Annotated in this window: 22 protein-coding genes and 1 riboswitch; of the genes, 2 read left to right on the forward strand and 20 right to left on the reverse strand. The window is 64.7% G+C overall.

Annotated features, from left to right (window positions below):
* Position 1 precedes the first annotated feature (1 nt).
* The 5 genes from VE009_RS02385 to VE009_RS02405 all read right to left on the reverse strand — a co-directional run bounded on the left by VE009_RS02385 (position 2) and on the right by VE009_RS02405 (position 8,162).
* Positions 2-1,381 carry an ABC transporter substrate-binding protein gene (locus VE009_RS02385; protein ID WP_325005787.1) on the reverse strand — a complete coding sequence of 460 codons (1,380 nt, stop codon included), beginning with the start codon at positions 1,379-1,381 and terminating at the stop codon, positions 2-4.
* An 84-nt stretch (positions 1,382-1,465) separates the two neighbouring features.
* Complete coding sequence (locus VE009_RS02390) at positions 1,466-3,331, reverse strand: sensor histidine kinase (protein WP_325005788.1); 1,866 nt, start codon at positions 3,329-3,331, stop codon at positions 1,466-1,468.
* Positions 3,332-3,480: 149 nt separating this feature from the next.
* Positions 3,481-6,570 (reverse strand): glycoside hydrolase family 2 TIM barrel-domain containing protein, encoded by a 3,090-nt coding sequence (locus VE009_RS02395; protein ID WP_325005789.1) that lies wholly within the window; start codon positions 6,568-6,570, stop codon positions 3,481-3,483.
* A gap of 174 nt (positions 6,571-6,744) precedes the next feature.
* Complete coding sequence (locus VE009_RS02400) at positions 6,745-7,755, reverse strand: HRDC domain-containing protein (RefSeq protein WP_325005790.1); 1,011 nt, start codon at positions 7,753-7,755, stop codon at positions 6,745-6,747.
* A 197-nt stretch (positions 7,756-7,952) separates the two neighbouring features.
* Positions 7,953-8,162 (reverse strand): hypothetical protein, encoded by a 210-nt coding sequence (locus tag VE009_RS02405; protein ID WP_325005791.1) that lies wholly within the window; start codon positions 8,160-8,162, stop codon positions 7,953-7,955.
* A 116-nt stretch (positions 8,163-8,278) separates the two neighbouring features.
* On the opposite strand from VE009_RS02405, the gene VE009_RS02410 reads away from it, so the two are divergent.
* The gene (locus VE009_RS02410) at positions 8,279-8,572 is read left to right on the forward strand and encodes a DUF3055 domain-containing protein (RefSeq protein WP_325005792.1); all 294 of its coding nucleotides are present in this window, start codon (positions 8,279-8,281) and stop codon (positions 8,570-8,572) included.
* 77 nt (positions 8,573-8,649) lie between these two features.
* Positions 8,650-8,934, forward strand: a complete 285-nt coding sequence (locus VE009_RS02415) for a hypothetical protein (RefSeq protein WP_325005793.1) — start codon at positions 8,650-8,652, stop codon at positions 8,932-8,934.
* 78 nt (positions 8,935-9,012) lie between these two features.
* Here VE009_RS02415 and VE009_RS02420 read toward each other — a convergent pair whose 3' ends face one another.
* The 15 genes from VE009_RS02420 to VE009_RS02490 all read right to left on the reverse strand — a co-directional run bounded on the left by VE009_RS02420 (position 9,013) and on the right by VE009_RS02490 (position 23,841).
* Positions 9,013-9,876 carry a 5'-3' exonuclease gene (locus VE009_RS02420; RefSeq protein WP_325005794.1) on the reverse strand — a complete coding sequence of 288 codons (864 nt, stop codon included), beginning with the start codon at positions 9,874-9,876 and terminating at the stop codon, positions 9,013-9,015.
* 63 nt (positions 9,877-9,939) lie between these two features.
* The gene (locus VE009_RS02425) at positions 9,940-11,133 is read right to left on the reverse strand and encodes an aminotransferase class I/II-fold pyridoxal phosphate-dependent enzyme (RefSeq protein WP_414694759.1); all 1,194 of its coding nucleotides are present in this window, start codon (positions 11,131-11,133) and stop codon (positions 9,940-9,942) included.
* Positions 11,130-11,486 carry an arsenate reductase family protein gene (locus VE009_RS02430; protein WP_325005796.1) on the reverse strand — a complete coding sequence of 119 codons (357 nt, stop codon included), beginning with the start codon at positions 11,484-11,486 and terminating at the stop codon, positions 11,130-11,132. Before VE009_RS02430 ends, VE009_RS02425 begins: the two co-directional genes overlap by 4 nt.
* Entirely contained in the window at positions 11,483-12,436 is a 954-nt protein-coding gene (locus VE009_RS02435) for an RluA family pseudouridine synthase (protein ID WP_325005797.1), read from the reverse strand. The genes VE009_RS02430 and VE009_RS02435 overlap by 4 nt, the downstream gene beginning before the upstream one ends.
* On the reverse strand, positions 12,433-13,008 hold the full coding sequence (locus VE009_RS02440) for a cob(I)yrinic acid a,c-diamide adenosyltransferase (protein WP_325005798.1): 576 nt from the start codon (positions 13,006-13,008) through the stop codon (positions 12,433-12,435). Before VE009_RS02440 ends, VE009_RS02435 begins: the two co-directional genes overlap by 4 nt.
* Positions 13,009-13,043: 35 nt before the next feature.
* Positions 13,044-14,591, reverse strand: a complete 1,548-nt coding sequence (locus tag VE009_RS02445) for a cobyric acid synthase (protein WP_325005799.1) — start codon at positions 14,589-14,591, stop codon at positions 13,044-13,046.
* Positions 14,588-15,688, reverse strand: coding sequence for a threonine-phosphate decarboxylase CobD (gene cobD, locus VE009_RS02450; RefSeq protein WP_325005800.1), 1,101 nt, complete (start codon positions 15,686-15,688; stop codon positions 14,588-14,590). Before cobD ends, VE009_RS02445 begins: the two co-directional genes overlap by 4 nt.
* Positions 15,689-15,753: 65 nt before the next feature.
* Entirely contained in the window at positions 15,754-16,581 is an 828-nt protein-coding gene (locus VE009_RS02455) for an adenosylcobinamide-GDP ribazoletransferase (protein WP_325005801.1), read from the reverse strand.
* On the reverse strand, positions 16,545-17,564 hold the full coding sequence (gene cbiB / locus VE009_RS02460; RefSeq protein WP_325005802.1) for an adenosylcobinamide-phosphate synthase CbiB: 1,020 nt from the start codon (positions 17,562-17,564) through the stop codon (positions 16,545-16,547). Before cbiB ends, VE009_RS02455 begins: the two co-directional genes overlap by 37 nt.
* On the reverse strand, positions 17,561-18,136 hold the full coding sequence (gene cobU, locus VE009_RS02465) for a bifunctional adenosylcobinamide kinase/adenosylcobinamide-phosphate guanylyltransferase (RefSeq protein ID WP_325005803.1): 576 nt from the start codon (positions 18,134-18,136) through the stop codon (positions 17,561-17,563). Before cobU ends, cbiB begins: the two co-directional genes overlap by 4 nt.
* 4 nt (positions 18,137-18,140) lie before the next feature.
* Positions 18,141-19,256 carry a nicotinate-nucleotide--dimethylbenzimidazole phosphoribosyltransferase gene (gene cobT, locus VE009_RS02470; RefSeq protein ID WP_325005804.1) on the reverse strand — a complete coding sequence of 372 codons (1,116 nt, stop codon included), beginning with the start codon at positions 19,254-19,256 and terminating at the stop codon, positions 18,141-18,143.
* 41 nt (positions 19,257-19,297) lie between these two features.
* Positions 19,298-20,104 carry a heme ABC transporter ATP-binding protein gene (locus VE009_RS02475; protein ID WP_325005805.1) on the reverse strand — a complete coding sequence of 269 codons (807 nt, stop codon included), beginning with the start codon at positions 20,102-20,104 and terminating at the stop codon, positions 19,298-19,300.
* A complete protein-coding gene (locus VE009_RS02480; protein ID WP_325005806.1) occupies positions 20,101-21,144 on the reverse strand; it encodes a FecCD family ABC transporter permease in 1,044 nt (347 codons plus the stop codon). The genes VE009_RS02475 and VE009_RS02480 overlap by 4 nt, the downstream gene beginning before the upstream one ends.
* A 2-nt stretch (positions 21,145-21,146) precedes the next feature.
* A complete protein-coding gene (locus tag VE009_RS02485) occupies positions 21,147-22,148 on the reverse strand; it encodes a helical backbone metal receptor (protein WP_325005807.1) in 1,002 nt (333 codons plus the stop codon).
* Positions 22,149-22,333: 185 nt separating this feature from the next.
* A riboswitch (cobalamin riboswitch) is annotated at positions 22,334-22,531 on the reverse strand.
* Between the two features lie 134 nt (positions 22,532-22,665).
* The gene (locus VE009_RS02490; RefSeq protein ID WP_325005808.1) at positions 22,666-23,841 is read right to left on the reverse strand and encodes an aminotransferase class I/II-fold pyridoxal phosphate-dependent enzyme; all 1,176 of its coding nucleotides are present in this window, start codon (positions 23,839-23,841) and stop codon (positions 22,666-22,668) included.
* Positions 23,842-23,865: the final 24 nt, after the last annotated feature.

Raw genomic sequence — 23,865 nt, forward strand, 5'->3', positions numbered from 1 at the left:
GTTATTCGAAGCCGGGCAGTCTCTTCGCTTTGCCGTCCTTCTCGTAGTTCGCGGAGAACTCTTGAATCGCTGCGTCGATGTCGCCGTTGATGAAGAACGTCTGCAGCGTCTTCTGCAGGTCGGCGAACGTCGGGGACAGCCGGTTTTGCACGTTGATCTGCGCTTTGCCTGCGTCGATGAACGTCTGCACCGTCTCCTGCACCGGGTACAACGTGCTCTTGGCGTCTTTGAAAATCGGAATGCCCGGATTCGTCGCGTAGTACAGATCCACCATTTCCGGGGACACCATGAACTTGACGAGCTCGACGGCCGCTTCGGCGTTTTTCGCGTCTTTCGGAATCATCAGCTGGTTCGGCGGCGTCAGCAGCGCCGTGCCTTCGTCCGTCGCGGACGGGAACGGGAAGAAGCCGATGCTGTTCGTGACGAACTCTTTCCCGAATTTCTTCTCCAGCTGCGGGATGATGCCGTCCAGCATGAACGCCATCGCGACTTTGCCTTCGCCCATCAGGTTTTGCATCTCGTCGAACGTGCCGGCGAGCGTGTTGTCTTGGTACAACCCAAGCTCCTTAAGCTCTTTGGACTTCGCGAACAAGTCCCGAACCGCGGGGATGTCCGCGAGCTTCAGCTGATTCGTGTCCAGCTTCTTGACGCCGTCCGGCCCGATTTCTTGGTCGACGTAGGACACCCAGCCCGTCAAGTAGAAAATTTGCGGCGGCCAGCCGTCCTTCACGCCTTCGTAGATCGGGGTAATGCCTGCGGCTTTGATTTTCTTCGCGATCTCGAGGAAATCCGCGTAGTTTTTCGGCGGCTCGACGCCGACCTGCGCGAAGACGTCTTTGTTGTAATACACGCCCATCATGCCCGTCGCGCCGAACGGCACGCCGTAAATTTTCCCGTCGGTCGTCGTCTGGAACTCTTTAATGTTCGGCAGCACGCGATCCCAAACGCCGGCTTCGCCGGACCATTCGTACAGCGTCTCTTCCGCGCGCAGCTTGATGTTCTGCTTCGTGCCCGGCTGCATCAGGAACAAATCCGGGAAGTCGCCGGTAGAGAACCGCGTTTTCATCATGTTGTCGAAATCGCCGCCCGGCAGCGCTTGCAGTTCGATCTTGTTGCCGGTTTGCTTCGTGTACTCTTCGAAAATTTTGTTGTACGGCGTCGCGTCGACCGTGTTCGCGATGACGAAGGTCAGCGTGACCGGATCCTTTTTCTTTTCCGGTTCCGGCGCCGGCGCCGGGGCCGACTCCTTGGCTTGGCCGCCGTCCGACGCCGCGGGCGCGGTCGATGCGTTCGTATCTCCCCCCGCGCCGCCGCCGCAGCCGGCTACGAAGCCGACGGCAAGGACGATGAGCAGCAAAAATACCAGTTTGACTTGTTTCATCGGGATAACCCCCCACTGATTGGAATCGCTTACATCCCAATTATAAGCAAGCGCTTTCGCGGGCAATATGGATGATTTCGACTCCTAGTGTTGAATATTTCGACTCGCCGCCGGCAGCGTCTGCTCGGATGGCCGCGCGTCCTCCGGGAGCGTCAGCGACACCTCGGTGCCCTCGTTCGGCGCGCTTTCGACCGTCAGCGAGAATCGTTCCCCGAGCCTAATGGCGTAGCGGGCGTAGACGTTCCGCAGCCCGAGGCCCAGCAGCCGCCTGCCCGTCCCGGCGCCGCGATCCGAGTACAGCGGCTTGTACAGCTCCTCCCGGAGCGCTTCGAGCCGCTCGGGCGGCATGCCGACCCCGTCGTCGGCGACCGCGATTCGCACCGCGCCGCCTTCCCGCTTCGCCGTCAGCCGGATGACGCCTCGGCCCCGCTTTCGTTCGATGCCGTGGAACACCGCGTTCTCGACGAGCGGCTGCAGCGTCATCTTGATTAAGGGGAAGCCGAGCAGTTCTTCCTCGACGTCCGTCTCGTACCCCAGCTTGTCTTCGAAACGAATTTGCTGGATGTTCATGTACGAATCGATTTGCTCCAGCTCGTCCCGCAGCGTGACCATCCCGTCCCCGCCGCCGCGCAGGTTGTATCGGAACATGTCCGCCAGCGACTGGGCCATGCGCCCGATATCCTGCACGCCGTAATAATCGGCCTGCGCCCGAACGATATCCAGCGTGTTGTACAGAAAATGAGGATTGATTTGCGAGTACAGCATCGCGAGCTCCGCTTCCTGCAGCTTGATTTGATGGATATACTTCGATTCGATCAAGTGCTGCAGCTCGCTCTGCATTTCATTGAAGTTCGTGGCGATGCGGCCGATTTCGTCGTTCCGAAACACGGGCGCCCGCTCCGAAAAATCTCCCCGTTTCACCCGGCTGACCGATTTGTACAAACTTAGAATCGGCTTCGCGATGCGGCGGCCGAAATACAGGGAGATGAGACCCGTCAGCGCGAACGCGGCGATCGCCGTCAAGAAGGTGGCCGTCTTGATGCGCTCCAGCGGACCGGTAATTTCGGATTTCGGCGTGACGAGCACCGTTTTCCAACCGGAATACTCCGAGTGCGTATAGAACACTAGCGCCTCCGCGTCCCCCGTTCCCCACCAGAACTTGCCGGTCCCCTGCGCGATACGCGCCAGAAGCTCCGGATCCGCGGCTTCCGCCCGCTCCGGATCGGACAAGTACACCGGAAGGTTGCGTTCGTTCAAAATCATGAGCAAGCTTCGCTCGGACACGTGATTGTTGCGGCTGATGCGTCGAAACAGCTCGTTGCTGTATTCCACGCGGACGACGATGAAGTCGTCCGGATTGGCGAAATCGCGAATAAGGATCGACGAGCTGTACGCCGCGTTCTCCGGCGCCCCTGCGTCTTGAATCGGTCCGCTGAAATGAACCTTCCCGAATTTCGCCACCGTTTTCCGATACCATTCCTGCCCCAGCACCTGCTCGGCCGTCCACGGCCGGCGGTTGTCCGATGCGTTCAGCAGCTGCCCGTCGTCCGCGTAAATTTGAAACCGAATGAAGCCTTCGATCGGCGTCGTGTTGAAGCTTTTCAAATATAAATCGCCCAGCTGCTGACGGAACAAAAATTTCTCCTGCTCCGCCATTTCGTCGTAATCGTTGATGCCGTCGATGTAGCGCTGATCGTAATACGGAGCAAGCAGCAGGTATCGCTTGTTTCGGAAATCGTTGTCCATGCTGAGCTCGATTTGCCGTCCGATCTGAAAATTCGCCTGTTCCGCCTGCTCGGACACCTGCCGATTGGAAATATAAAACGACACGGCGCCGACCGATGCGATGCATATCAAAATGATGAGGAAATAACTGAGGAAGAGCACCATGCGGATGCGGGAGAACACCGATGCGAGCTTGGTCCACCCCGCGGCGAGCGAGCGTATCATGATGAACGTCTACCTGCCTTTCGTCGATAACGGAGCCTCACCGATTACACCCATTCTATCGGATCTTCGCATGCGGCGGAAGCGAAACCGGGAATAAAGAACACTCCTGCGTTCTAGTAGAAGAATCGCAGGAGTGTTCCGGACGCTTGTTAGACGGGATGTTCCGGCTGCCCCGGCGAAACGGCGCGCATCCGGAACGCGAGCCGCAGCGGAGCGTCCGGGCGAATCAAATATTTCTCCAGCGTCGGAGCGTACCCGCAGCTGTGATTGCCGATGCCGCTTTGGCGCAAGTCGATCTTCACGATCGTCTCGTCGAGCCGGGTCAGCTTGTGCACGTGCGTCGCGCGGGCGAGTTCCTCGGCGCTGTAGTGATGAACGCTCATGTCGAACGTCGGCGCGCCGTCGAGCCGGATGCCGACCCCGTCTCCGTCCGTCAGCGACGCGCGGCGGACGTCCGCTTTGTTGCCGTTCTCCTGCGGCCGAATATACGGGACGAACTGCTCCTGCACCGTCCCTTCGTACAGCCCGAGCTTCCCGCTCTCCTTCCGGTCCGGGTAGCACTCGTGCGGGCCGCGGCCGAACCAGCGGAACCGGTCGAACGCGGCGGACATGCGCCATTCGACGCCGAACCGCGGCAGCGGCGGCAACTCGGCTCTGCACGGTACGATTTCCGCTTCCACCTCGATGTCGCCGGAGCCGTGCACCCGATACGCGGTCTCGCTCCGGAACAGCGGCGGCAGCCCCCGCGCGCCGAGCAATTCGCGGAAGACGATGCGGAACGAGCCGTCCGCCGCGGCGTCCGCGTCGATCGCGACGCTCTGCGGCTGCCGGACGATCCGGTCGTACCCCGCCTTCTTCCATTCCTTCTTCAGATGGACGTCGTTGTCGATCGGCGCCCGCCACAGGTTGATCTTCGGCCCCTCCGTCAGCAGCTGCGCGCCGTGCGCCTCCCAGCTTCGCAGGACGCCTTCCCGCAGGTCGAACGCGAGGCGGAACCCTTTGCCCAGCACCTCGACTTGCCTCTCTCCCTCAAGCACGGCGAGCGGGGAATGCCGCGCGGGGCGCGGAGTCGGCGCTTCGACCGCGGTGATCGCCAGATCGGCCCAAGCGATCTCGTGCCCCCGCCCCGCCCAAACCGCGTCCTCCTTCAGCGCGAACGAAACGTGCAGCCAATATTCTCCCGGCTCGCGCGCATCGGCGGCTCGGAACGGGACGGTCGCCGTTTCCGCTTCCCCGGGCGGCGTGCGCAGCTCGGGGAGCGTTCCGCTCTCGACGGGAACGCCGTCCCGGTAGACGGTCCATGCGCCGCGCAGATGACTTAACGTGACGAAGTCGTAACGATTGCGTAACGTCAAGCGCCCGTGGGCCGGGTCGAACGCTTCGACCTTCACCGGCTCGATCACCTTCTTATATTCGAGAATGCCGGCTTTGACGCCGCGGTCCGGGAACAGCAGGCCGTCGAGACAGAAATTCCCGCTGTGCGGCTCTTCCCCGAAGTCGCCGCCGTACGCGTACGCCGCGGCGCCGTCTTCGCCGATCCGCTCGATCGCCAGGTCCGACCATTCCCAAATCAGTCCGCCCATCAGGCGGGGGTGCTCGTAAATCGCGTCCCAATACTCCTTCAGATTGCCGACGGCGTTCCCCATCGCGTGCGCGAACTCGCACATGAGGAACGGGCGCGGATCGTCCTTCCGCCCTTCCTCGACGATCGTCTCTACCGAAGGGTACATGCGGCTGACGACGTCGACGATCGGCGCGTCGTAGGCGCGCTCGTAATGGATGGGACGCGTCGGATCGGCCTCCCGAACCCAGGCGGCCATGGCGTCGTGATTGGCGCCGTAGCCGGACTCGTTCCCGAGCGACCACAGGATGATGCTGGGGTGGTTCTTGTCCCGCTCCACCATGCGGCGGGCGCGCTGCACGTACGCCTCCTCCCAGTCGGGATGCTTCGAGAGGAAGCTTTCGTCCTCCGCGAAGTGGAAGCCGTGCGTTTCCAAATCGGCCTCGTCGATGACGTACAGCCCGTACCGGTCGCACAGCTCCAGCCAGCGGGAGTCGTTCGGGTAATGCGACAGCCGAACCGCGTTGATGTTGTGCCGCTTCATCAGCTCGATGTCCCGCTTCATGGACTCCGGCGTCGTCACGTACCCGAGGCGCGGATCGAACTCGTTGCGGTTCACGCCCTTGATCGTGATCGGACGGTCGTTGACCAGAAACCGGCCGTTCTCCGTTCGAAGGTCCCGGAACCCGACGCCGACACGCTTGACCTCGAGCTCGCGGCCTTCGCCGTCGAGCAAGGAAATCAAGAGCGTGTACATATTCGGCGTCTCGGCCGTCCACAGCCGCGGCGCCGTCACCGTCTGTTCCCAGACCCGCGCCGTATCGCCATGCTCGCCGTCTTGCGTAAGCGTTGTAGATTCCGTTCGGACAAACAGCTCCCTTCCCGCACCGTCTTCCAGCCGAATGCGCACGCGCGCCTCGCTGCCGCGCGCCTCCGGCGGCGACGCGAGTCGAAGCCGGACGGAGAGCGCCGCTTCGTCGTATCCGCGCGGGAACGACGTCCGGACGGCGACGTCCCGAATCGTCGTCTTCGGCTGAGCCATCACGTACACATCCCGGAAAATGCCGCTCATCCGCCATTTGTCTTGGCTCTCCAAGTACGTGCCGTCTGACCATTGGTACACCTTCGCCGCCAGCACGTTGACACCCTCGCGCACGTACGCGGAAATATCGAATTCGCTCGTATAATGGCTGCCTTGGCTGTACCCGACGAGCCGGCCGTTCACCCACACGTGGAACGCCGAATCGACGCCCTCGAAGACGAGCCGCAGATCGCGGCCCGCCCACGACGCCGGCGTCTCGAACGTCGTCCGGTACGAGCCGGTCGGATTGTTCGACGGCACGTTCGGCGGGTCGAGCAGGAACGGATACGGGCAGCTGCTGTAGTGCGGAATCCCGTACCCGTGCAGCTGCCAGTTGGACGGCACCGGGATCGTCGCCCAATCCGATACGTCGTAGCCGGGATCGGCGAACGCGTCGGGAACGTCTTCCGGATGGCCGCCGTAGCGGAACGACCACTCCCCGTTCAGCATAAGCACATATTTCGACCGTTCTCGCACGCCCGCCCGCGCCGCGGCTTCGTCCTCGTACGGAATCCAATTCGCCCGCGGCGGCTCGACGTTCCGCTCCAACACGCGCGGATCTCGCCAATCCGGCGCCGCCTTCTCTGCGTTCGGCAACGCGCATCTCCCCCTCTTCTACCTATTGGTAGCGCTTTCTTTTCCCCTACCTACCATTATATAGAAGTCCTGCCTCGACGAATATGGGATATTCCGACCTTCCTTGGCGAATATTCCGAGGTGCGTGGCACACCGCAAAGAAGCAACCCGTTACGATGGGTTGCTTCGATGGCTTCAGCCCGCCTTCGCGGAGGACGCGCTCTTCCCGCGCCGGTAACGGATGCGCAGCAGCCGCAGCCACTCGTAAGCGCGGTCGGGCTGCACGTCCTTCCACAGCTCCTCTTCGTTCAGCATCTGCAGGATCGGCTTCAAATACCGGTCGCCCGCCTGCGAGAACAGCGCCATCACGCGCGCCTGCTGCTCCGGCGGCAGCTCCTTCGTCTCCGCGGCGATGATCGCGTCGACGTCGTAGCCTTCCTTCTCGAGCTCCTCCATGAGCGCCACCGCCTCCCGACGCGGCAGCGACGCGCTCTCGGCGAGCGACTCCAAGCTGCCCCCGCCGGCCGCCGCCTCCAGCACCGCGCTTCGCTGCGCCTTCCGCAGCTTCTCGCGCTCGAGGTACGCCTCCTGCTGTTGATGCAGCCAAAGCTTGTACTGCGCGTAGTCGATCCGGTCGGGCACCCAATCGAGGGGGAACGTCGTCTCCCGCGGCGCCGCGCCCGTGATCGCCAGCAGCTCCTTGCCGTACAGCTTCGCCTTGAAGGGGCCGAAGCCCGGAATTTGCACGAGCTCGTCCTCCGTCTTCGGCAGGAACGCGCTCAGCATCGCGAGCAGCCGGTTCGTCGCGATCATATACGGCGCTTTGCCGTCCTTGCTCGCCTGCTTACGGCGCCACTCCCGCAGCGACTCGTACACCGCCTCGTTCTTGAAGGCATCGCCGTAATATTGGAGCTTCTGCACCCACTCCGACCGGCCCGTCATCGACTGGACGTCGCCGACGACGTTGTCGAGCAGCGGCGCGTATCCGTCCGCCATCTTGAGGAGCAGCTGCCCGCGGAACGCCGTGAGCATCTCGTTCCACCCCGCCCCCTCGAACCAGCACGTCTCCGTCGGCTCGCCGTCCGCGCCGGGCTCGTTCCAATACACATGCCACACGCCCGCGTCCTCGCCGATCGTCACCTGCGCCTGCACCACCCGATCGTCCTCCGTCCGCTTCTGCAAGCTGTTCATGAACACCCAATTCATCCGTCATACCGCTCCTTCCAATAGGCGAATATAGGTTGAACGACAACAAAAAAGCACCCCTCTTACGCATGTAAGAGAGGTGCTTCCCCGTTCGAATCGTTCAATTGCCTATACTATATCACGGAGCCGAAACGGTGACAAGAAGAATTTGGGCAGACTGCCAGATAAGGGCAAGCCCGCGGTCGAACGCCGACGGCTTAATACGGTACAGCCGAAGGCCAGCGCCAAGCGATGACGTAGACGGTCGCGGCCAACGCCACGACCCCCGCGAACACCATCGCGTAGACGCCGCGCCGCGCAGCCAGCTTGCGCACCTCGCGCGCCCTGCGGCCGCGCTCGATCGGACCGATAAACACCGCCACCATCACATCCATCAGCCACAATACCGCCGCTCGGATCAGCCGCATTCTTCTCCCTCCCGTCGTTCGTTTTGCCGGAACCGTTCCGCTCCGCTATAATAAACGTGGTTACTTACTTATACGTGACGCGGCTGGAAAAAGTTTCTCGGCAAGGAGGGGAGCCGATGTCGAACGAGTTCGATTTTTTGTCGGACAGCACGGAGCAAACGAGCACGAGGTACGTCACGATGGTGACGCCGAAGCTGAACCGATTCGATTTGGCGATTACGACGACCAACCGGTTTTACGGCAAAAAGCTGGTCATCGACATGCAAAGCGGCATTTCCGCCATTATCGGTCCCGACGACCTGGAGGAAGAGGGCTACCTCGAGCATCGCTTCCGTCTGAACGAAGAGCAGGCGGAGGAGCTGTATCAATTTCTCTCCGAAGTGATCGGTCCGATATCGTACCCGGAATGACGGGCGCGGCGAATTTCGCATCATGAAAAACCTCCCTCCCGGACACGCTAACGACATACCGGGAAGGAGGTTTTTTCATGGCGTTTCTGAAAGAAGACCGCTCGGAATACACCGACCTCGCGACGGTAGAATCGCAGCGCAACGACCTGACTTTCGAGGAATTTCCCGAAGGGCCGTACGGCTCGAGCCTGCCGGTCGAGTCGATCGGCAAAAGCGGCCCGTGGCGCGAAGACCAGCGTCCGCCGAATCGGTTCAACTACGAGAATCGGGAGCTTCACGAAGGGCTGCCTCGCCAATTTCCCGGTTCGCACAAGACGCATGACGAAGAGGGGAACGAAAGCGCCTTCGACGTCCGCATGTAGTCTTTCTGTGCGCTCCAACCGAAAAAGCGGCATCGGCTGCGGAAATCCGCAAGTCCGATGCCGCTTTTTCGCGCGCTCCTATACGATGTCCTTCAGCAAGCTGCGGAATTCGAGCTCCTCGAACTTCGCGCCGACGCGCTCCGGATCCGGCGCCCACCGGCAAGCGTCGATGTCGCACTCGAGCGGAACTTCGCAGTGAATGGTCGCGAGCTCCCGGCTCAAATGCAGCATGTCGAGATCCGCTTCGATTTTCTTCCGCACCGATGAGGACAGCGACTCCAAGTTTTCCAAGATGCCCTCGATCGTTCCGTACTCCGCGAGCAGCTTCGTCGCCGTTTTTTCGCCGATGCCCTTCACGCCCGGGTAGTTGTCGCTGCTGTCGCCAATCAGCCCCTTGAGATCGATCACCTGCGCCGGCTTCAGCTGCTTCTCCTCGTACAACAGCGCTTCGTCGTACACCGCGTAATTGCCGAACCCTTTTTTCAACATAACGACCTTCACGCGCTCGGTGACGAGCTGCAGCAAATCGTGGTCGCCCGTCAAAATGAGCACGTCCATCTCTTCTCCGTACTTGCGGGCGATCGTGCCGATGCAGTCGTCCGCTTCGTACCCGAGCACTCCGACGTTCGGGACGTCCATCGCCTCAACGACTTCCTTCACGAGGTCGAACTGCGGGATGAGGTCGTCCGGCGCCTCCGGGCGGTTGCCTTTGTAGGCGGCGTAGCGCTCCGTGCGGAACGTGCGGCTGCTCATGTCCCAGCAGACGGCGACGTGAGTAGGCTCATATGTACGAACCGCATCGAATAAATAGCGGACGAATCCGTGGATCGCGTTGACCGGCACGCCCGATTTCGTCTTGCGAACGTAGCCGCCGTACGCGGAAGCGAAATAGGCGCGAAACAGCACCGCCATGCCGTCGACCAATAACAACGAATTGGACACTTTGGAACATTCCCCTTTGCCTGCATGTTGGTTCCTGCTTTTCTAGCATTATAGCATAGAAGGCTAGTAAGAAACCGTTAAACCATGCTCCCGGAAAAAGGTACCGATTCGGCGAGCCGCTTCCAGCAATTTCGACTCTTCCTGCACGAGGCCGATGCGCACATATCCTTCTCCTTCGACACCGTACTCGCTGCCCGGCACGACAACGACTCCGGTTCGGCGACAAATTTCCTGGGAAATTTGTCGAGATGTCCACCCTTCGGGGATGCGCGCCCAGATGAACATCGTCGCTTTCGGCTTCGGGACATGCCATCCGGCCTCCCGCATCGCTTCGACAAAGACGTCGCGCCGGGACTCGTACACCGCCGCCGCTTTCGCGCCCTCGTTCGACAGATCCGCCGCGAACGCGCGGATGCCGGCCTCCTGCGCGGCGAGGAACACGCCGTAATCGAGGTTCGACTTCAGCGCGCGAAGCGCCTGCACCGCCTGCGCGTTGCCCACGGCGTACGCGAGGCGGAGCCCGGCCAAGTTAAAGCTTTTCGACACCGAGTGGAATTCGATCGCGACGTCCTTCGCGCCCGGCAGCTCGAGCACGCTCATCGGCTTGTAGCCGTCGAACGCGAGCTCCGAATACGCAGCGTCGTGAACGATTAAGATGTTATATTTTTTAGCGAACGAAATTAACGTTTCATAGAACGAACGATCCGCGACGGCGCCGAGCGGATTGCTCGGGTAATTGACGACGATCAGCTTCGCGCGGCGGGCGACGTCTTCGGGAATCGCATCGAAATCGATCAGGAAGCCGTTGCTCTCTCGCAGCGGCACCGGGTACGCTTCGACGCCCGCGACGACGAGGCCCGCGCCGTAGATCGGGTAGCCCGGATCCGGCACGATGGCGAGATCGCCCGGGTTCGTGACCGCGAGCGCCAGGTGGCCGAGGCCGTCCTGCGAGCCCATCAGCACGGTTGCTTCGCTTGCGGGATCGATGTCGATGCCGAAGCGGTGAGCGAGCCAGTCGCAAGCGGCGCGCCGGAACGCAAGGCTCCCCTCCGACGTCGGGTAGCCGTACACGTCTTCGCGAAGCGCCGCCTCCGACAGCGTTCGCCGCACCGGTTCGACAGGCGGCTTGTCGGGGCTGCCGATGCCGAGATCGATAATGTCGAAACCCGCCGCGACCGCTTCGGCCTTCCACTCCGCGATTTCGCTGAAAATCGACGAGCCGAGCCGCCGCAGCCGGTCGGACGGCTGCACGATCATGGCCATACCTCCGCGAACTGCTCTTCCTTGTAACCGACCGTGGCACGCTCGCCGTCCGTGACGATCGGGCGCTTGATCAGCCGGCCGTTCGACGCGAGCAGCTCGAGAATGTCGTCCTCGCTCATCGTCGGAATTTTGTCTTTCAGGTTCATTTCCTTGTACACTTCGCCGGACGTGTTCAGCAGCTTCTTGACCGGAAGGCCGCTTCGGCGCAAAAATTCCTTCAGCTGCGCGGCCGTCGGCGGCGTTTCGAACAGATTGATTTTTTCGAGCTCGTGCCCTTTCGCTTCGAGCGATTTGACCGCTTCGCGGCACGTTCCGCATTTCGGATAAATGTAGGCGGTTAGCTTCATGGGGTTTCCTCCTCAATTTCGCGCAACGATGGTTCGCGCAACGATTCGATGAGCGCGGCGATGTCGGGGGCGAGCGGCGCCGCGTACAGCACGCGCTCCTTCGTATCCGGATGGATGAACGACAGCGTCTCCGCGTGCAGCGCCTGCCGCTCGATCGCCGGCGCGGCGGCGGGGCGGATGTCCGGATCGATGTACAAGCCGTCCCCCACGAGCGGATGCCCGATATGCTTCATATGGACGCGAATTTGATGCGTGCGGCCGGTTACCGGCTTGACGCGCACGACAGTCGCCGCCGTGAACCGCTCGACGACCTCGTAATGCGTCGTCGACGGCGCGCCGCCCGGCGTCACGATGCGCACATGCGGCTCGTCCGGGTCGCGGTCGATCGGTCCTTCGATGACGCCGGCGTCCCGTTCGACGCGTCCGTAGACGACGGCGATATACGTTTTCTTCACTTCGCCCTTCTGGAACTGCTCGCTGACGAACTGGTGGGCGTAGCCGTTCTTCGCCACGGCGATGACGCCAGACGTGTCTTGATCGAGCCGGTGAATCGGGCGGAACTTGTACGATTCGCCCTTCGCCTGCCAATAATGGACGATGCCGTTCGCCATCGTATTCGTGTAATGCCCGACGGTCGGATGCACGATCAGCCCGGCCGGCTTGTTGACGATCAGCAGGTAGTCGTCCTCGTGGATGACCTCGATGTCCATCGGCTGGGGCAAAATCGTGTCGGACGTTTCCACCGGAAGCTCGACCTCGACCGTGTCCCCCGCTTGCAGCGGCCGGTACAGCACGTCCGACGAGCCGTTCACGCGGATCATGCCCTCCATGCCGCGCAGCCGAATGAGCAGCTTGCGGGAGAGGCCCATGCCGGTGAGCAGCACGGAACGCAGCTTCCAGCCCGACTGCTCCGGCGGGACGACGTACGTGAGCTTCGTCGGCTCCGTCATCGGTCGCTCTTGCGCCGGAACACTTCCGCGCTGCGCGCGTACTCGACGTCGGCGCCGCCTTCGCGGACGTTCGCCGCGCGGGCGAGCGTGAAGAACAGATCGGACAGCCGGTTCAAATACGTGCGCACATGCTCGTTGATCTCTTGGCGCTCCGCGAGCGTCACGACGCGCCGTTCGGCGCGGCGGCAGACGGTGCGGCACACGTGCAGCGCGGCCGACGAGGGTGAGCCTCCCGGCAGAATGAAGCGCGTAATGTCCGGCGTTTCCGCGTCGTATTTGTCGATCAACGTTTCGAGCCGCTCCGCCATGTCGGGCGTCACTTTGTAAGGACGAACTTCTTTCTTCAAAATGGCGAGATCCGAGCCGCAGTCGAACAGCTCGTGCTGAATGGTCAGCAGCTCCTCCAGCATGTCTTCGAATTTCGTCCGATCCATGCCCGCCATCGCGACGCCGACGAAGCAGTTCAGCTCGTCTACCGTGCCGTACGCTTCTACTTGCGCGTCGTCCTTGCGCACGCGCCCTCCGATGACGCCCGTTTGGCCTTTGTCGCCGGTTCTCGTATATATTTTCAATCGACTCGCCTCCAGTCGTAATAACATTCTAAGATTTATAATCCTATGATCTCATAAATCGCCGGCAAATTCACATGCGCGCGCACATGCGCCGCCAGCCGCTCGAATGCCGCTTCGCGCCGCTCGCGGTGGCGGTAGCCGATCGGCAGCGGGGGCAGCTCCTTGTCCGCGCGCAGCGCGTTCAGCCACGCCCGGCGCAGCTCGTCGTTGTCGAACACGCCGTGCAAATACGTGCCCCAGACGCGTCCGTCCGCGGCGGCGGCGCCGTCGAACAGCGGGCCGGACTCGGTCTCGAAGCGGAACAGCGGGCGGACCGATCCGCGGAACGTCGTCCGCCCCATATGAATTTCGTAGCCTTCCGCCGGAAGCGTTGCCCCTGTTCCGTCGCCGCCGGTCCAGCCGAGGAACGTCCCGCGGACGCGCTCGGTGCGCTTTTCCGCCGTATACACCGTATCCATCGGCAGCAGGCGAAGTCCGTCCATGCGCCGGACCGCCGACTCCGACGACTCGAAGCCGTCGGGATCGTCCAGCGATAAGCCGAGCATCTGGTAGCCGCCGCAAATGCCGACAACGCGCCCGCCTTCCCGGGCGTACCGCAGCAGCCGCTCGTCCAGGCCCCGCTCCCGCAGCGCGGCGAGGTCCAGCAGCGTGTTCTTCGTTCCGGGGATGACGACCGCGTCGGGCTCGCCCCACTCCTCGAGGCGGCTGACGAACCGGACGGTGGAGTCCGGCTCTCCGGCAAGCGCGTCGACGTCCGTGAAATTGGACATGCGCGGCAGCCGGAGCACGGCGATGTCGAGCGCCGCGCCGTCCTTGCGCCCGAAGCCGCGCTTCGCGTCGAGGGACGCCGAATCCTCGTCCTCGAGCCCGATGTCCGGCAGCACCGGCACGACACCAAGCACCGGCTTGCCGGTTTCCGCCTCGAGCCACTCGAGGCCGCTCGTCAGCAGCGACGGGTCGCCGCGAAATTTGTTGATGATAAAGCCTTTCACCCGCTCGCGCTCGTCGGGACGGAGTATGGCCATCGTGCCGACGATGGAAGCGAACACGCCGCCGCGGTCGATGTCTGCGACGAGCAGCACCGGCGCGTCGGCCCAGGCGGCCGCGCGCATGTTGACGATGTCGCGGTCGCGCAGGTTGACCTCGGCCGGGCTGCCGGCGCCTTCCATGACGACGACGTCATGCGCTCGCCGCAGCCGCTCCAGCGCCTCGCGCACGTACCGCTCCGCCGTCGGCAAATACTTCTCGCGGTATTCGACGGCGTCGTAGTCGCGCAGCGGCTTCCCGTGCAGCACGACCTGCGACCGCCGCTCGCCGGTGGGCTTGAGCAAGATCGGGTTCATGTCGGTCGTCGCCGGCACGCGGCACGCGTCGGCCTGCACCGCCTGCGCGCGGCCGATTTCTTTGCCGTCGGGCGTCACGAAGGAGTTGAGCGACATGTTTTGCGATTTGAAGGGAGCCACCTTGTACCCGTCATTGGCCAAAATGCGGCACAGCGCCGTCACGAGGAGGCTCTTGCCGACGTCCGACGCGGTCCCCTGCACCATGATCGTCGGGCATAACCGTTCTTCGGCGGACCTCATCCGCGCATCGACTCCTTCCGCTCCGCGAAATACGCGGCGAGCGCCGCGAGCAACCGCTCGTTCGCCTCGCGGCGCTTCACGGCGACGCGCATGTACGACGCGTCCAGCCCGCGGAACGTCGCGCAGCTGCGCACGAGCACGCCGTCGCGGCCGAGCGCTGCCTGCACGTCGGCCGCGGTCGTCCCTGCGTCCTCCGGCAGCCGGACGAGCAGGAAGTTCGCCGCGCTGGGGAACACGCGCAGGCCGAGCGCGGCGAGCCGCTCCGCGAGCCATGCCCGTTCGGGCGGCAGCCACGCGAGCGTCCGCGCCGCGAACTCGCGGTCCGCGAGCACCGCCGCCCCGACCTCGAGCGCGATGCCGTTCGCGCTCCACGGCACGGCGAGCCCGCGGATGTGCCGGATCTCGTCCGGATGCGCGACGACATAGCCGAGCCGGAGGCCCGGAATCGCGTAAAACTTCGTCATCGAGCGCGTAACGAACAGCCCCGGCCGCTCCGCCGCGCGGCGGATGAGCGTGCGCCGCTCCTCGTCGGGCGAGAAATCGAGGAACGCCTCGTCGACGACGACGTTCCGGAACGCGTCCAGCGCCGCCTCCGCGGCGTCCTCGTCGAGCGTCCGGCCCGTCGGGTTGTTCGGATGGCCGAGCACGATCGCGTCCGCCCCTTGCGCCGCCGCGCCGCGCACCGCCTCCGGCGTCACCCGGAAGCCGTCGTCCGGCGACAGCGGCAGGTCCAGCAGCCGGCCGCCCGCGTGGGCGACGGCGGTTTCGTATTCGGCGAATCCGGGCGCCGCCGCGGCCGCCAGCTTCGGCGCGATCGCGCGCAGCGCGAGATCGATCGCCTCCGCCGCGCCGTTGCCGACCCAGATCGCCTCCATCGGCACGCCGTGCCGCTCCGCGAGCGCGCGGCGCAGCGCTCGCGCCGCCGGGTCGGGATAGGCGCCGACGCGCTCCCACGCCCGCAGCATCGCGGCGCGCGCGCCCTCCGGCGGCCCCCACGGATTCATATTCGAGCTGAAATCGACAAAATCGTCCGGCGCCCGCCCGTACAAGCTCGAGGCCGTCTCCAAATCGCCGCCGTGTCCGTAACGCTCCAACATCTCGATCGATGCCCCCGTTCTTCTGTCCGTTGTCGTTGCCTCTCCCCGCGAACCGTCTGCCCGCGTCAAGCGGAATGCCCCGCCGCGACGAGGGCGAGCAGCAGCGCCAGCTCCAGCCCTTCGATCAGCGCGCCGTACGCGTCGCCCGTCAGCCCCCCGAGGCGGCGGGCGATCCATGCGGCGCCGGCCGCGCCGACCGCCGCGGCGAGCGCGAGGCCGGCCGCCGCGGCCGGCAGCAGCATCACCGCGTCGCCCGTGCCGAAGACGGCGAGCAGCGCCGCGGCGCAGACGATGCCGACGCCGAGCGACGCTGCCGCATGCCGCCATCCGGCCGACCGCAGCGCGGCGCCCATACCGCCGCTGCCGCCGGCGTACGGCCAGCCGACGACCGCCCACGGCGCGAACATGCGCGCGACAACCGGCACCGCCGCGACGGCCGCGGCCATCCACAGGCTCCCCGCCGCCGTATACTCCATCAGCGACAGCACGAACGCGAACTTGCCCAGCAACAGCAGCGCGCCTGCCGCCGCCCCCGACGCGCCGACGCGCGGATCCTTCATAATCTCCAGCATCCGCTCGCGGGAGCGGCGGCTGCCGAACGCGTCCGCGACGTCCATCCACCCGTCGAGATGGAGCGCGCCCGTCGCCCATACCCACAGCGCCGTCGCAACCGCCGCCGCGGCCGCCTCCGGCAGCGCGAGCGGCAGGAGCGCGTACGCCGCGCCGACGATTCCGCCGACGACGGCGCCCGCCAGCGGGTAAAACACGATGCTGCGCCGCAGCACCCGTTCGTTCCATGCGCCGAAATCCGGCACCGGCACGCACGTCATGAGCCGCACCGCCGCCGACGCCGCTTTTATCCAATCCCCCATGTGACCCAAGCCGCCGCGCATGCCAACCCTCCCAGCAGCAAAGCGCCGAACGCGTGCAGCAGCCCGACGGTTTGCGCGATATGTTCCTTGCCGAGCGGCCGGAGCGGCTCGCCCATGTAGGCGCGCCGGCTCTCCACGCCGCCGTACCGGTTCACGCCGCCGAGCCGAACGCCGAGCGCGCCCGCCACGGCCGACTCGGGAATGCCGCTGTTCGGGCTCGGGTGCAGCTTCGCGTAGCGCCGGATCGCCCGCAGCGCGCCTCCCGCGGAGGCGCCGCGCAGCGCCGCGGCCGCGGCAAGCAGCGCGCCGGCGAGCCGCGCCGGCGCGTAATTGAGGGCGTCGTCCAAGCGGGCCGACGCCTTGCCGTACCACCGGTACTTCTCGTTCCGGTAGCCGACCATCGAATCGAGCGTATTCGCCGCTCGATACGCGAACGCGCCCGCTGCTCCGCCGAGCAGCGCGAAGACGACCGGCGACAGCACCGCGTCGACCGTATTTTCCGCGACCGTCTCTACCGCGGCGCGCGTCAGCTCGCCCTCGTCCAGCTCCGCCGTGTCGCGGCCGACGATGTAGCCCGTGTACAACCGCGCTTCCTCCAGGTCGCCTGCCGCGAGCGGCCGGTACACGCGCAGCCCCGCGTCGGCGAGCCCCTTCCAAGCGATCGTCGTCGACACGAGCCAGACGTTCGACGCATAGCCGAGCCACGGATGCACCCACGCGCACGCGCGTACGACCGCATACGCGGTCAGCGCGCTCACGGCCACCGTCGACGCGCAAAGAAAAACGCCGAACAGGATCGACCGCCCCTTCGGCTGCGCAACATACGTTTTCGTTTCGACCCATCGGATCCAGCGGCCGATCGCGACGACCGGATGCGGGAGGCGCTCGGGGTCGCCGACGATGCGGTCGAGCAGCAGCGCCGCGGCCGTCATCCAGAGCGTTTCTTCCCACGTGAACCACCACAGCCATTCGCCCGCGGCGCCCGCGCCGAACCAGCCGCTCACAGCAAAAACTCCCGGCTTTTCAGCTCGATCGGGATGCCCGCCGTCACGAGAAACACCTGCTCGCTCGCCGCGGCCACCTTCTGATTCATGCGGCCGGCGACGTCCCGGAACAAACGGCCGAGCGGCGAAGGCGGCACGACGCCGAGGCCGACCTCGTTCGTCACGAGCACGATCGTTCCTTGGAACCGCCGCAGCGCGGCGACGAGCTCGTCCACCCGCGCGAGGCAGCGCGCCTCCGCGTCCGGCTCGCCCTCGCACTGGAGCAGCACGTTCGACAGCCATAACGTCAGGCAATCGACAAGCACCGCCGTATGCCCGGACCGGTACACGTTGTATTCGAAATCGAGCGCCTCGAGCAGCTCCGGCAGTCGCAGCGGCTCTTCGATCGTCTTCCATGGGAATCCACCCGCATCGCGCCGCGAGCGGTGCAGGCCGATGCGGTCTTTCATTTCCTCGTCGAACGCCTGCGCCGTCGCCACGTAGACGCCTTCCTCGGCGTATCGCTCGACGTACCGTTCCGCGAAGGCGCTCTTCCCGCTGCGCGCCCCGCCCGTCACCATCGCTACGACCATCGCCCTACGCCCCCGCCCCGGCTTCCGCTTCCGAAGCTTCCGCGGCGAGCTTCGTCGACACGCCGGCGGAGGCGAACGTCGCCATGGAGCCGAGGATGTCGACGCCAGCCTCCACGATGCGCAGGCACAGCGCGGCGCCCGTCCCTTCGCCGAGCCGCATGTCGAGCTCGAGCATCGGCTCGAGGCCGAGCGCGTCCAAGACGACGCTGTGTCCCGGCTCTTCGGAGCGGTGCGACGCGATCAGGAACGACGCCGCGAGCGGCGACATCCGCGCGGCCGCGAGCGCCGCCGCCGTCGAAATAAACCCGTCGACGACGACGGGCAGCCGGTACAGCGCGCCGCCGAGGCAGACGCCGGCCATGCCGGCGATTTCGAAGCCGCCGACCTTCGCGAGCGCGTCCAGCGCCGCGGCCGCTCCGGCGTCCGCCGGCAGTCCGGCCGGCGACAGGCCGTTCGCCGCCAGCGCCCGGCGCACCGCGTCGCGCTTGCGCGCGAGCCCGGCGTCGTCGACGCCGGTGCCGCGGCCGACCGACACGTCGGGCGGCACGCCGAGCAGCGCGCTCGTGAGCGCCGCCGCGGCCGTCGTATTGCCGATGCCCATCTCGCCGACGCCGATCAGCCCGACGCCGCGCGCGGCGAGCTCGCCGACGAGCTCGATGCCCGCCAGCACGGCCGCCTCGGCCTGCTCCGGCGTCATCGCCGGGCCCCGCGTCATGTTCGCCGTCCCGCAGGCCGGCTTCTTCACCGTCAGCCCCGGACGGTCGATGTTCGATGCGACGCCCATGTCGACGCAGACGACTTCAGCGCCCGCATGACGCGCGAACACGTTGACCGCCGCGCCGCCGTTCAAAAAATTATGGACCATCTGCGCCGTCACCGCCGAAGGGAACGCGCTGACCCCTTCCTCGCATACGCCGTGGTCGGCCGCCATGACGACGACCGCCTTCCCGCCGAGCTTCGGCGGCATCTCGCCGGTTATGCCGGCGATCCGCTCCGCGAGCCGCTCAAGGGCTCCTAAGCTGCCGGGCGGCTTCGTCAGCGCGTCGAGCCTCTCCCGCGCCGCCGCCATCGCCTCATCCCGCAGCGGCTCGATCGTTGCAATGCGATCCAACAGTTTCATCCCGAAGCGCTCCTTTGTTTCCCCATCCAAATGATAGCCTATTATACCCGACCGGAAGGCACCTTGTCCTTCCCTTCGCCGGACTCCAGCATAATTTGCGGCGCGCCGTTCGTCGGATGCGCCACGATGGACGTCTCGGCCCCGTAGACGTCCCGGATCCGCTCCGCCGTCAGCACCTCCCGCGGCGCGCCGAGGCAGACGGCCCGGCCTTGATGCATGAGCAGCAATCGGTCGCAGTACATCGCCGCGAGGTTGAGATCGTGCAGCACCGCGACGACGGTGAGCGGCGACCGCCGCTGCCAGGCGCGGATGACGTCCATCAGCTGAATTTGATACCCGATATCCAAATACGTCGTCGGCTCGTCGAGCAGCAGCACTTTCGGCTGCTGCGCCATCGCCTTCGCCAGCGCGACGCGCTGCCGCTCCCCGCCGCTCAGCCGGTCGACCGGCCGATCCGCGAGCGAGGAGAGCCCCATGCTCTCGAGCACCACATCGATCAGCGCCTCGCCGACGCCGCGCTCCTCCCCGAGCCAATTTTGGAACGGGTAACGCCCCATTTCGACGACCTCGCGGACGGTGAAGCCGACCGGCGGCAGTGCGTCCTGCTGCAGCACCGCAAGCCAGCGGGCGAGCTCTTTGCGCTTGTAAGAACCGACCGACCGGCCGCTTAGCAGCGCGTCGCCGGAATCCGGGCGATCCAGCCCCGAGATGAGCTTCAGCAGCGTCGTTTTGCCGCTGCCGTTCGGGCCGATGATGCCGAACGACTCGCCTTCGCGCACCTCGAAATCGATGTCCCGAAGCACGGCGGCGCCGTCGTAGCTTTTGGCGACGTTCGTTACGCGAATCATGAGCCGGACCCTCCCATCGCGTTCTTATGCCGAACGAGCAAATACAAGAAGAACGGCGCGCCGAGGAACGCCGTGACGACGCCGAGCGGAATTTCCGTCGGCGAGAGCGCCGTGCGGGCGAGCGTATCGGCCCACACGATGAAGATCGCGCCGCCGATCGCGGACAGCGGCACGATGACGCGATAATCCGGTCCGAACAGCAGCCGGATCATGTGCGGGATGACGAGGCCGACGAAGCCGATGACCCCGGTCACCGACACGGCCGCGGCCGTCATGAGCGTCGACGCCGACAGAACGATCCAGCGGGTCCGTTCGACGCGGACGCCGAGGTGCGCCGCGCTCCGCTCGCCGAGCTCGAACAAATTGAGCGTCCGCGCATACCCGCACAGCACCGCGACGCCGAACAGCATGTACGGCGCCACGAGAGCGGCGTAGCGCCAGCCGCGCAAAGACAAGCTGCCCATCAGCCAAAACACGATCTGATTGATGACGTCGTCCGACAGCGACACCATGAACGACACGAGCGCGCCGAGGAAGGCGCTGACGACGACGCCGGCCAAGATGAGCGTCTCCCGCCGCATCCCGCCGTCCACCCGGGACAGCAGGTAAACGACGCACAGCGTCGCCATGCCGGTGCAGAACGCGACGACGGGCACCGTCCCGAACCCGAAGGCAAACTGCGCGTTCACAAGAATGAGGAACGCCGCGCCGACCGACGCGCCCGAGGCGACGCCGAGCGTGAACGGATCGGCGAGCGGGTTGCGCAGCACGCCTTGAAAGCCCGCGCCGGCGGTCGCGAGCGCCGCTCCGACGACGATGCCGAGCACGATGCGCGGCAGGCGCACCTGCAGCACGATTTGCTCGTGCGCGACGGACCAATCCGGCTGCACGAATTCGCCGAGCCACGGCAGCGCATGCGTCAGGATGCGCCACACCGTGCCGAGCGACAGGCTCGCCGAGCCGACCGAAACGCTTGCGACAACGGACAGAAGGAGGAGCGCAATTCCCGCTCCTCCCCATAAAGTCAGCTTCCGCCGCATAATTATTTCGTAAACTTCTCCGGATAGATCGCCTTCGCCACTTGGACGAGCGCATCCGTAATCCGCGGTCCCGGACGGGAAATCAAGCTGTCGTCGATGCCGATCACCTGACCGCTCGCCATCGCGTCGATTTTATCCCAGCCCGAACGGCCTTTGATGATGTCTTCCAAGCCTTCCACGCCCGCGCCGTACAAGATCACCTGCGGGTTCGCTTCAATGATTTTCTCTTCGCTGATTTCGTACCAGCCTTCTTGATCCGCGACGTTGATCGCGCCCGCTTCGGTCAGCAGCTCGTCCATGAACTCGCCCTTGCCGACCGTCCAGCCCGGAGAAAACTCGATGTACACCTTCTTCTTGTCCGCGTCGGCGATGCCCGCCACCGCATCGGCGACGAGCTGGCGATCCGCTTCCATCTTCGCCGCGACCGCTTCCGCTTCCGCGTTCTTGTTGACGATACGGCCGATTTCGCGCACGTGCGCGATCGCTTCGTCCAGCGTGTTCGTCTCGAACGCATATACCGTCAGGCCGAGCGCCCGCAGCTCTTCGATCGTCTTCGTGCTCATCGTCCAGCCCGCGACGACGAGGTCCGGCTCCAGCTCGAGAATGGCTTCCACGTCCGCCGTCAGACCCCCGACCTTCGGGAGGTTCGCCGTTTCCGCCGGATAGTCGGAATACTTGTCCGTGCCGACGACGCTCGCGCCCGCGCCGACCGCGAACAGCACTTCCGTCTCGCTCGGAGCGATCGACACGATTTTCTCCGGCGCCTTCTCGAACGTCAGCTCCGTGCCCGACGCGTCCGTCACCGTCAGCGGGTACGCCGTCGCCTCGGCCGCCTGCGCCTCTTCCTGCTCGGCAGGCTCCTCCGCCGCCGGAGCTTCCGCCGCCGGCGCTTCCTGCGCCGCAGGCGTCTCTTCCGCGGAAGGAGCCTGCGCTCCGCCGCCGCACGCCGCCGTAAAGACCGCTAGAACTACCGCCAACAACCAAACCAGATAACGCCTCATCATTCCGTCAACCTCTCCTGAAACTGAATTTATGAGAGAGTACTCCGCTTGCATGCTCGCGTGACAAACAAAAAAGCCCCCGTTTCGAAAGAAACGGAGGCGTCAGCGCAACGTGTGCATCAGGGGGTACGCGACCGGCCTTGCCGGGCGCCCTGTACGTCGAGCCGCATCCTTTTCCTCGAAGGATTTGTCAGCTTCGCTCTTAGGCAGGTCTCCTGACTCATGGGTTGCATGACGCGCCTCGCCTTCCCATCCCGGTATGCGGAACAGTGGCCTATCGAGGGCATCCCCATTTACAGTGGCGGGACCGCGCCGGATTCGCACCGGCTTCCCTTTTCACCTTCCCCGCTTCGTCGCGGGTCAGGACCTAAGAACGTCAATCGGGCAATTCAATTGGGTGTTGCTCTTCTCATAAAGACGATTATAGGAAAAATGGACGCGCGTGACAACCCATACTTCGATAACGTTCGACAGCCCCGTCGCGCGGACGGGGCTGCAGGCGTCTTATATTCCGTTCTTTTTACACTCGCCCCGCGGCTTGCAGCGTCGCGACGAAGTTGCCGATGCGCTCGAGCGCCTCCGTCAAATTCGCGACCGACGTCGCGTACGAGCAGCGGAGGAACCCTTCGCCGCCTTTGCCGAACACGTGGCCCGGCACGGCCGCGACTTTCCCTTCGGCGAGCAGCCGCTGCGCGAATTCGTCGGAGCTGAGCCCGGTTTTCGCGATGGACGGGAACGCGTAGAACGCGCCCTGCGGCTCGTGAATGTCGAGGCCGATGTCGCGGAATCCTTTCACGACGAGACGGCGCCGCTGGTTGTACGATTCGATCATCCGCTCCATCTCTTCCATTCCGTTGCGGAGCGCTTCGATCGCGGCGAGCTGACCCATGACCGGCGCGCACATGACCGTGTATTGATGAATCTTCAGCATCGCGCCGATAATGTCCGGATGTCCGCACGCATAGCCCATGCGCCAGCCGGTCATCGCGAACGCCTTCGAGAAGCCGCTCACGAGAATCGTCCGGTCGCGCATGCCCGGCATCGACGCGAAGCTGACGTGCTTCACGCCGTACGACAGCTCGGCGTAAATTTCGTCCGATATGACGATCAGATCGTGCTCTTCTACAAGCTTCGCGATCGGCTCCCAATCCTCGCGCGTCATGACGGCGCCCGTCGGATTGCTCGGGTAGCTCAAAATCAGCACCTTGGAGCGCGGCGTGATCGCGGCGCGCAGCGATTCGGGACGCAGCTTGAATTGATCCTTCGCGAACGTCTCGATGCCGACCGGCACCCCGCCGCCGATCGCCGTAATCGGCGAATACGAGACGTAGGACGGCTCCGGCACGAGCACTTCGTCGCCCGGCGACACGAGCGCCCGCAGCGCGAGGTCGATCGCTTCGCTGCCGCCGACCGTCACTAGCACTTCGTTGCTGGGCTCGTACGTCACGTCGAACCGGTTGTGCAGGTACGACGCGATTTCCTCGCGCAGCTCCGGCAATCCGGCGTTATGCGTGTACGTCGTGCGTCCCTGCTCGAGGCCGTTCACGGCCGCGTCGCGGAACCGCCACGGCGTCACGAAATCGGGCTCCCCGACGCCGAGCGAAATAATGTCTTTGCTGCCGCTGACCAGGTCGAAAAATTTGCGAATCCCGGAAGGCGGAATCGATTTCACGAAAGGAGTCAAATAGCGTTGCATCGTGCGCGCACCTTCTCTCGAATG

Origin of the sequence: Paenibacillus sp. (assembly GCF_035645195.1) — a bacterium.
Lineage (GTDB): Bacteria > Bacillota > Bacilli > Paenibacillales > YIM-B00363 > Paenibacillus_AE.

Excerpts from the sequence above, each read along its gene's own strand:
- VE009_RS02385 (WP_325005787.1), bottom strand. The coding sequence starts at position 1,381 with ATGAAACAAGTCAAACTGGTATTTTTGCTGCTCATCGTCCTTGCCGTC.
- VE009_RS02390 (WP_325005788.1), bottom strand. The coding sequence starts at position 3,331 with ATGATACGCTCGCTCGCCGCGGGGTGGACCAAGCTCGCATCGGTGTTC.
- VE009_RS02400 (WP_325005790.1), bottom strand. The coding sequence starts at position 7,755 with ATGAATTGGGTGTTCATGAACAGCTTGCAGAAGCGGACGGAGGACGAT.
- VE009_RS02405 (WP_325005791.1), bottom strand. The coding sequence starts at position 8,162 with ATGCGGCTGATCCGAGCGGCGGTATTGTGGCTGATGGATGTGATGGTG.
- VE009_RS02410 (WP_325005792.1), top strand. The coding sequence starts at position 8,279 with ATGTCGAACGAGTTCGATTTTTTGTCGGACAGCACGGAGCAAACGAGC.
- VE009_RS02415 (WP_325005793.1), top strand. The coding sequence starts at position 8,650 with ATGGCGTTTCTGAAAGAAGACCGCTCGGAATACACCGACCTCGCGACG.
- VE009_RS02425 (WP_414694759.1), bottom strand. The coding sequence starts at position 11,133 with ATGATCGTGCAGCCGTCCGACCGGCTGCGGCGGCTCGGCTCGTCGATT.
- VE009_RS02430 (WP_325005796.1), bottom strand. The coding sequence starts at position 11,486 with ATGAAGCTAACCGCCTACATTTATCCGAAATGCGGAACGTGCCGCGAA.
- VE009_RS02435 (WP_325005797.1), bottom strand. The coding sequence starts at position 12,436 with ATGACGGAGCCGACGAAGCTCACGTACGTCGTCCCGCCGGAGCAGTCG.
- VE009_RS02445 (WP_325005799.1), bottom strand. The coding sequence starts at position 14,591 with ATGAGGTCCGCCGAAGAACGGTTATGCCCGACGATCATGGTGCAGGGG.
- cobD (WP_325005800.1), bottom strand. The coding sequence starts at position 15,688 with ATGTTGGAGCGTTACGGACACGGCGGCGATTTGGAGACGGCCTCGAGC.
- VE009_RS02455 (WP_325005801.1), bottom strand. The coding sequence starts at position 16,581 with ATGCGCGGCGGCTTGGGTCACATGGGGGATTGGATAAAAGCGGCGTCG.
- cobU (WP_325005803.1), bottom strand. The coding sequence starts at position 18,136 with ATGGTCGTAGCGATGGTGACGGGCGGGGCGCGCAGCGGGAAGAGCGCC.
- cobT (WP_325005804.1), bottom strand. The coding sequence starts at position 19,256 with ATGAAACTGTTGGATCGCATTGCAACGATCGAGCCGCTGCGGGATGAG.
- VE009_RS02475 (WP_325005805.1), bottom strand. The coding sequence starts at position 20,104 with ATGATTCGCGTAACGAACGTCGCCAAAAGCTACGACGGCGCCGCCGTG.
- VE009_RS02480 (WP_325005806.1), bottom strand. The coding sequence starts at position 21,144 with ATGCGGCGGAAGCTGACTTTATGGGGAGGAGCGGGAATTGCGCTCCTC.
- VE009_RS02485 (WP_325005807.1), bottom strand. The coding sequence starts at position 22,148 with ATGATGAGGCGTTATCTGGTTTGGTTGTTGGCGGTAGTTCTAGCGGTC.
- VE009_RS02490 (WP_325005808.1), bottom strand. The coding sequence starts at position 23,841 with ATGCAACGCTATTTGACTCCTTTCGTGAAATCGATTCCGCCTTCCGGG.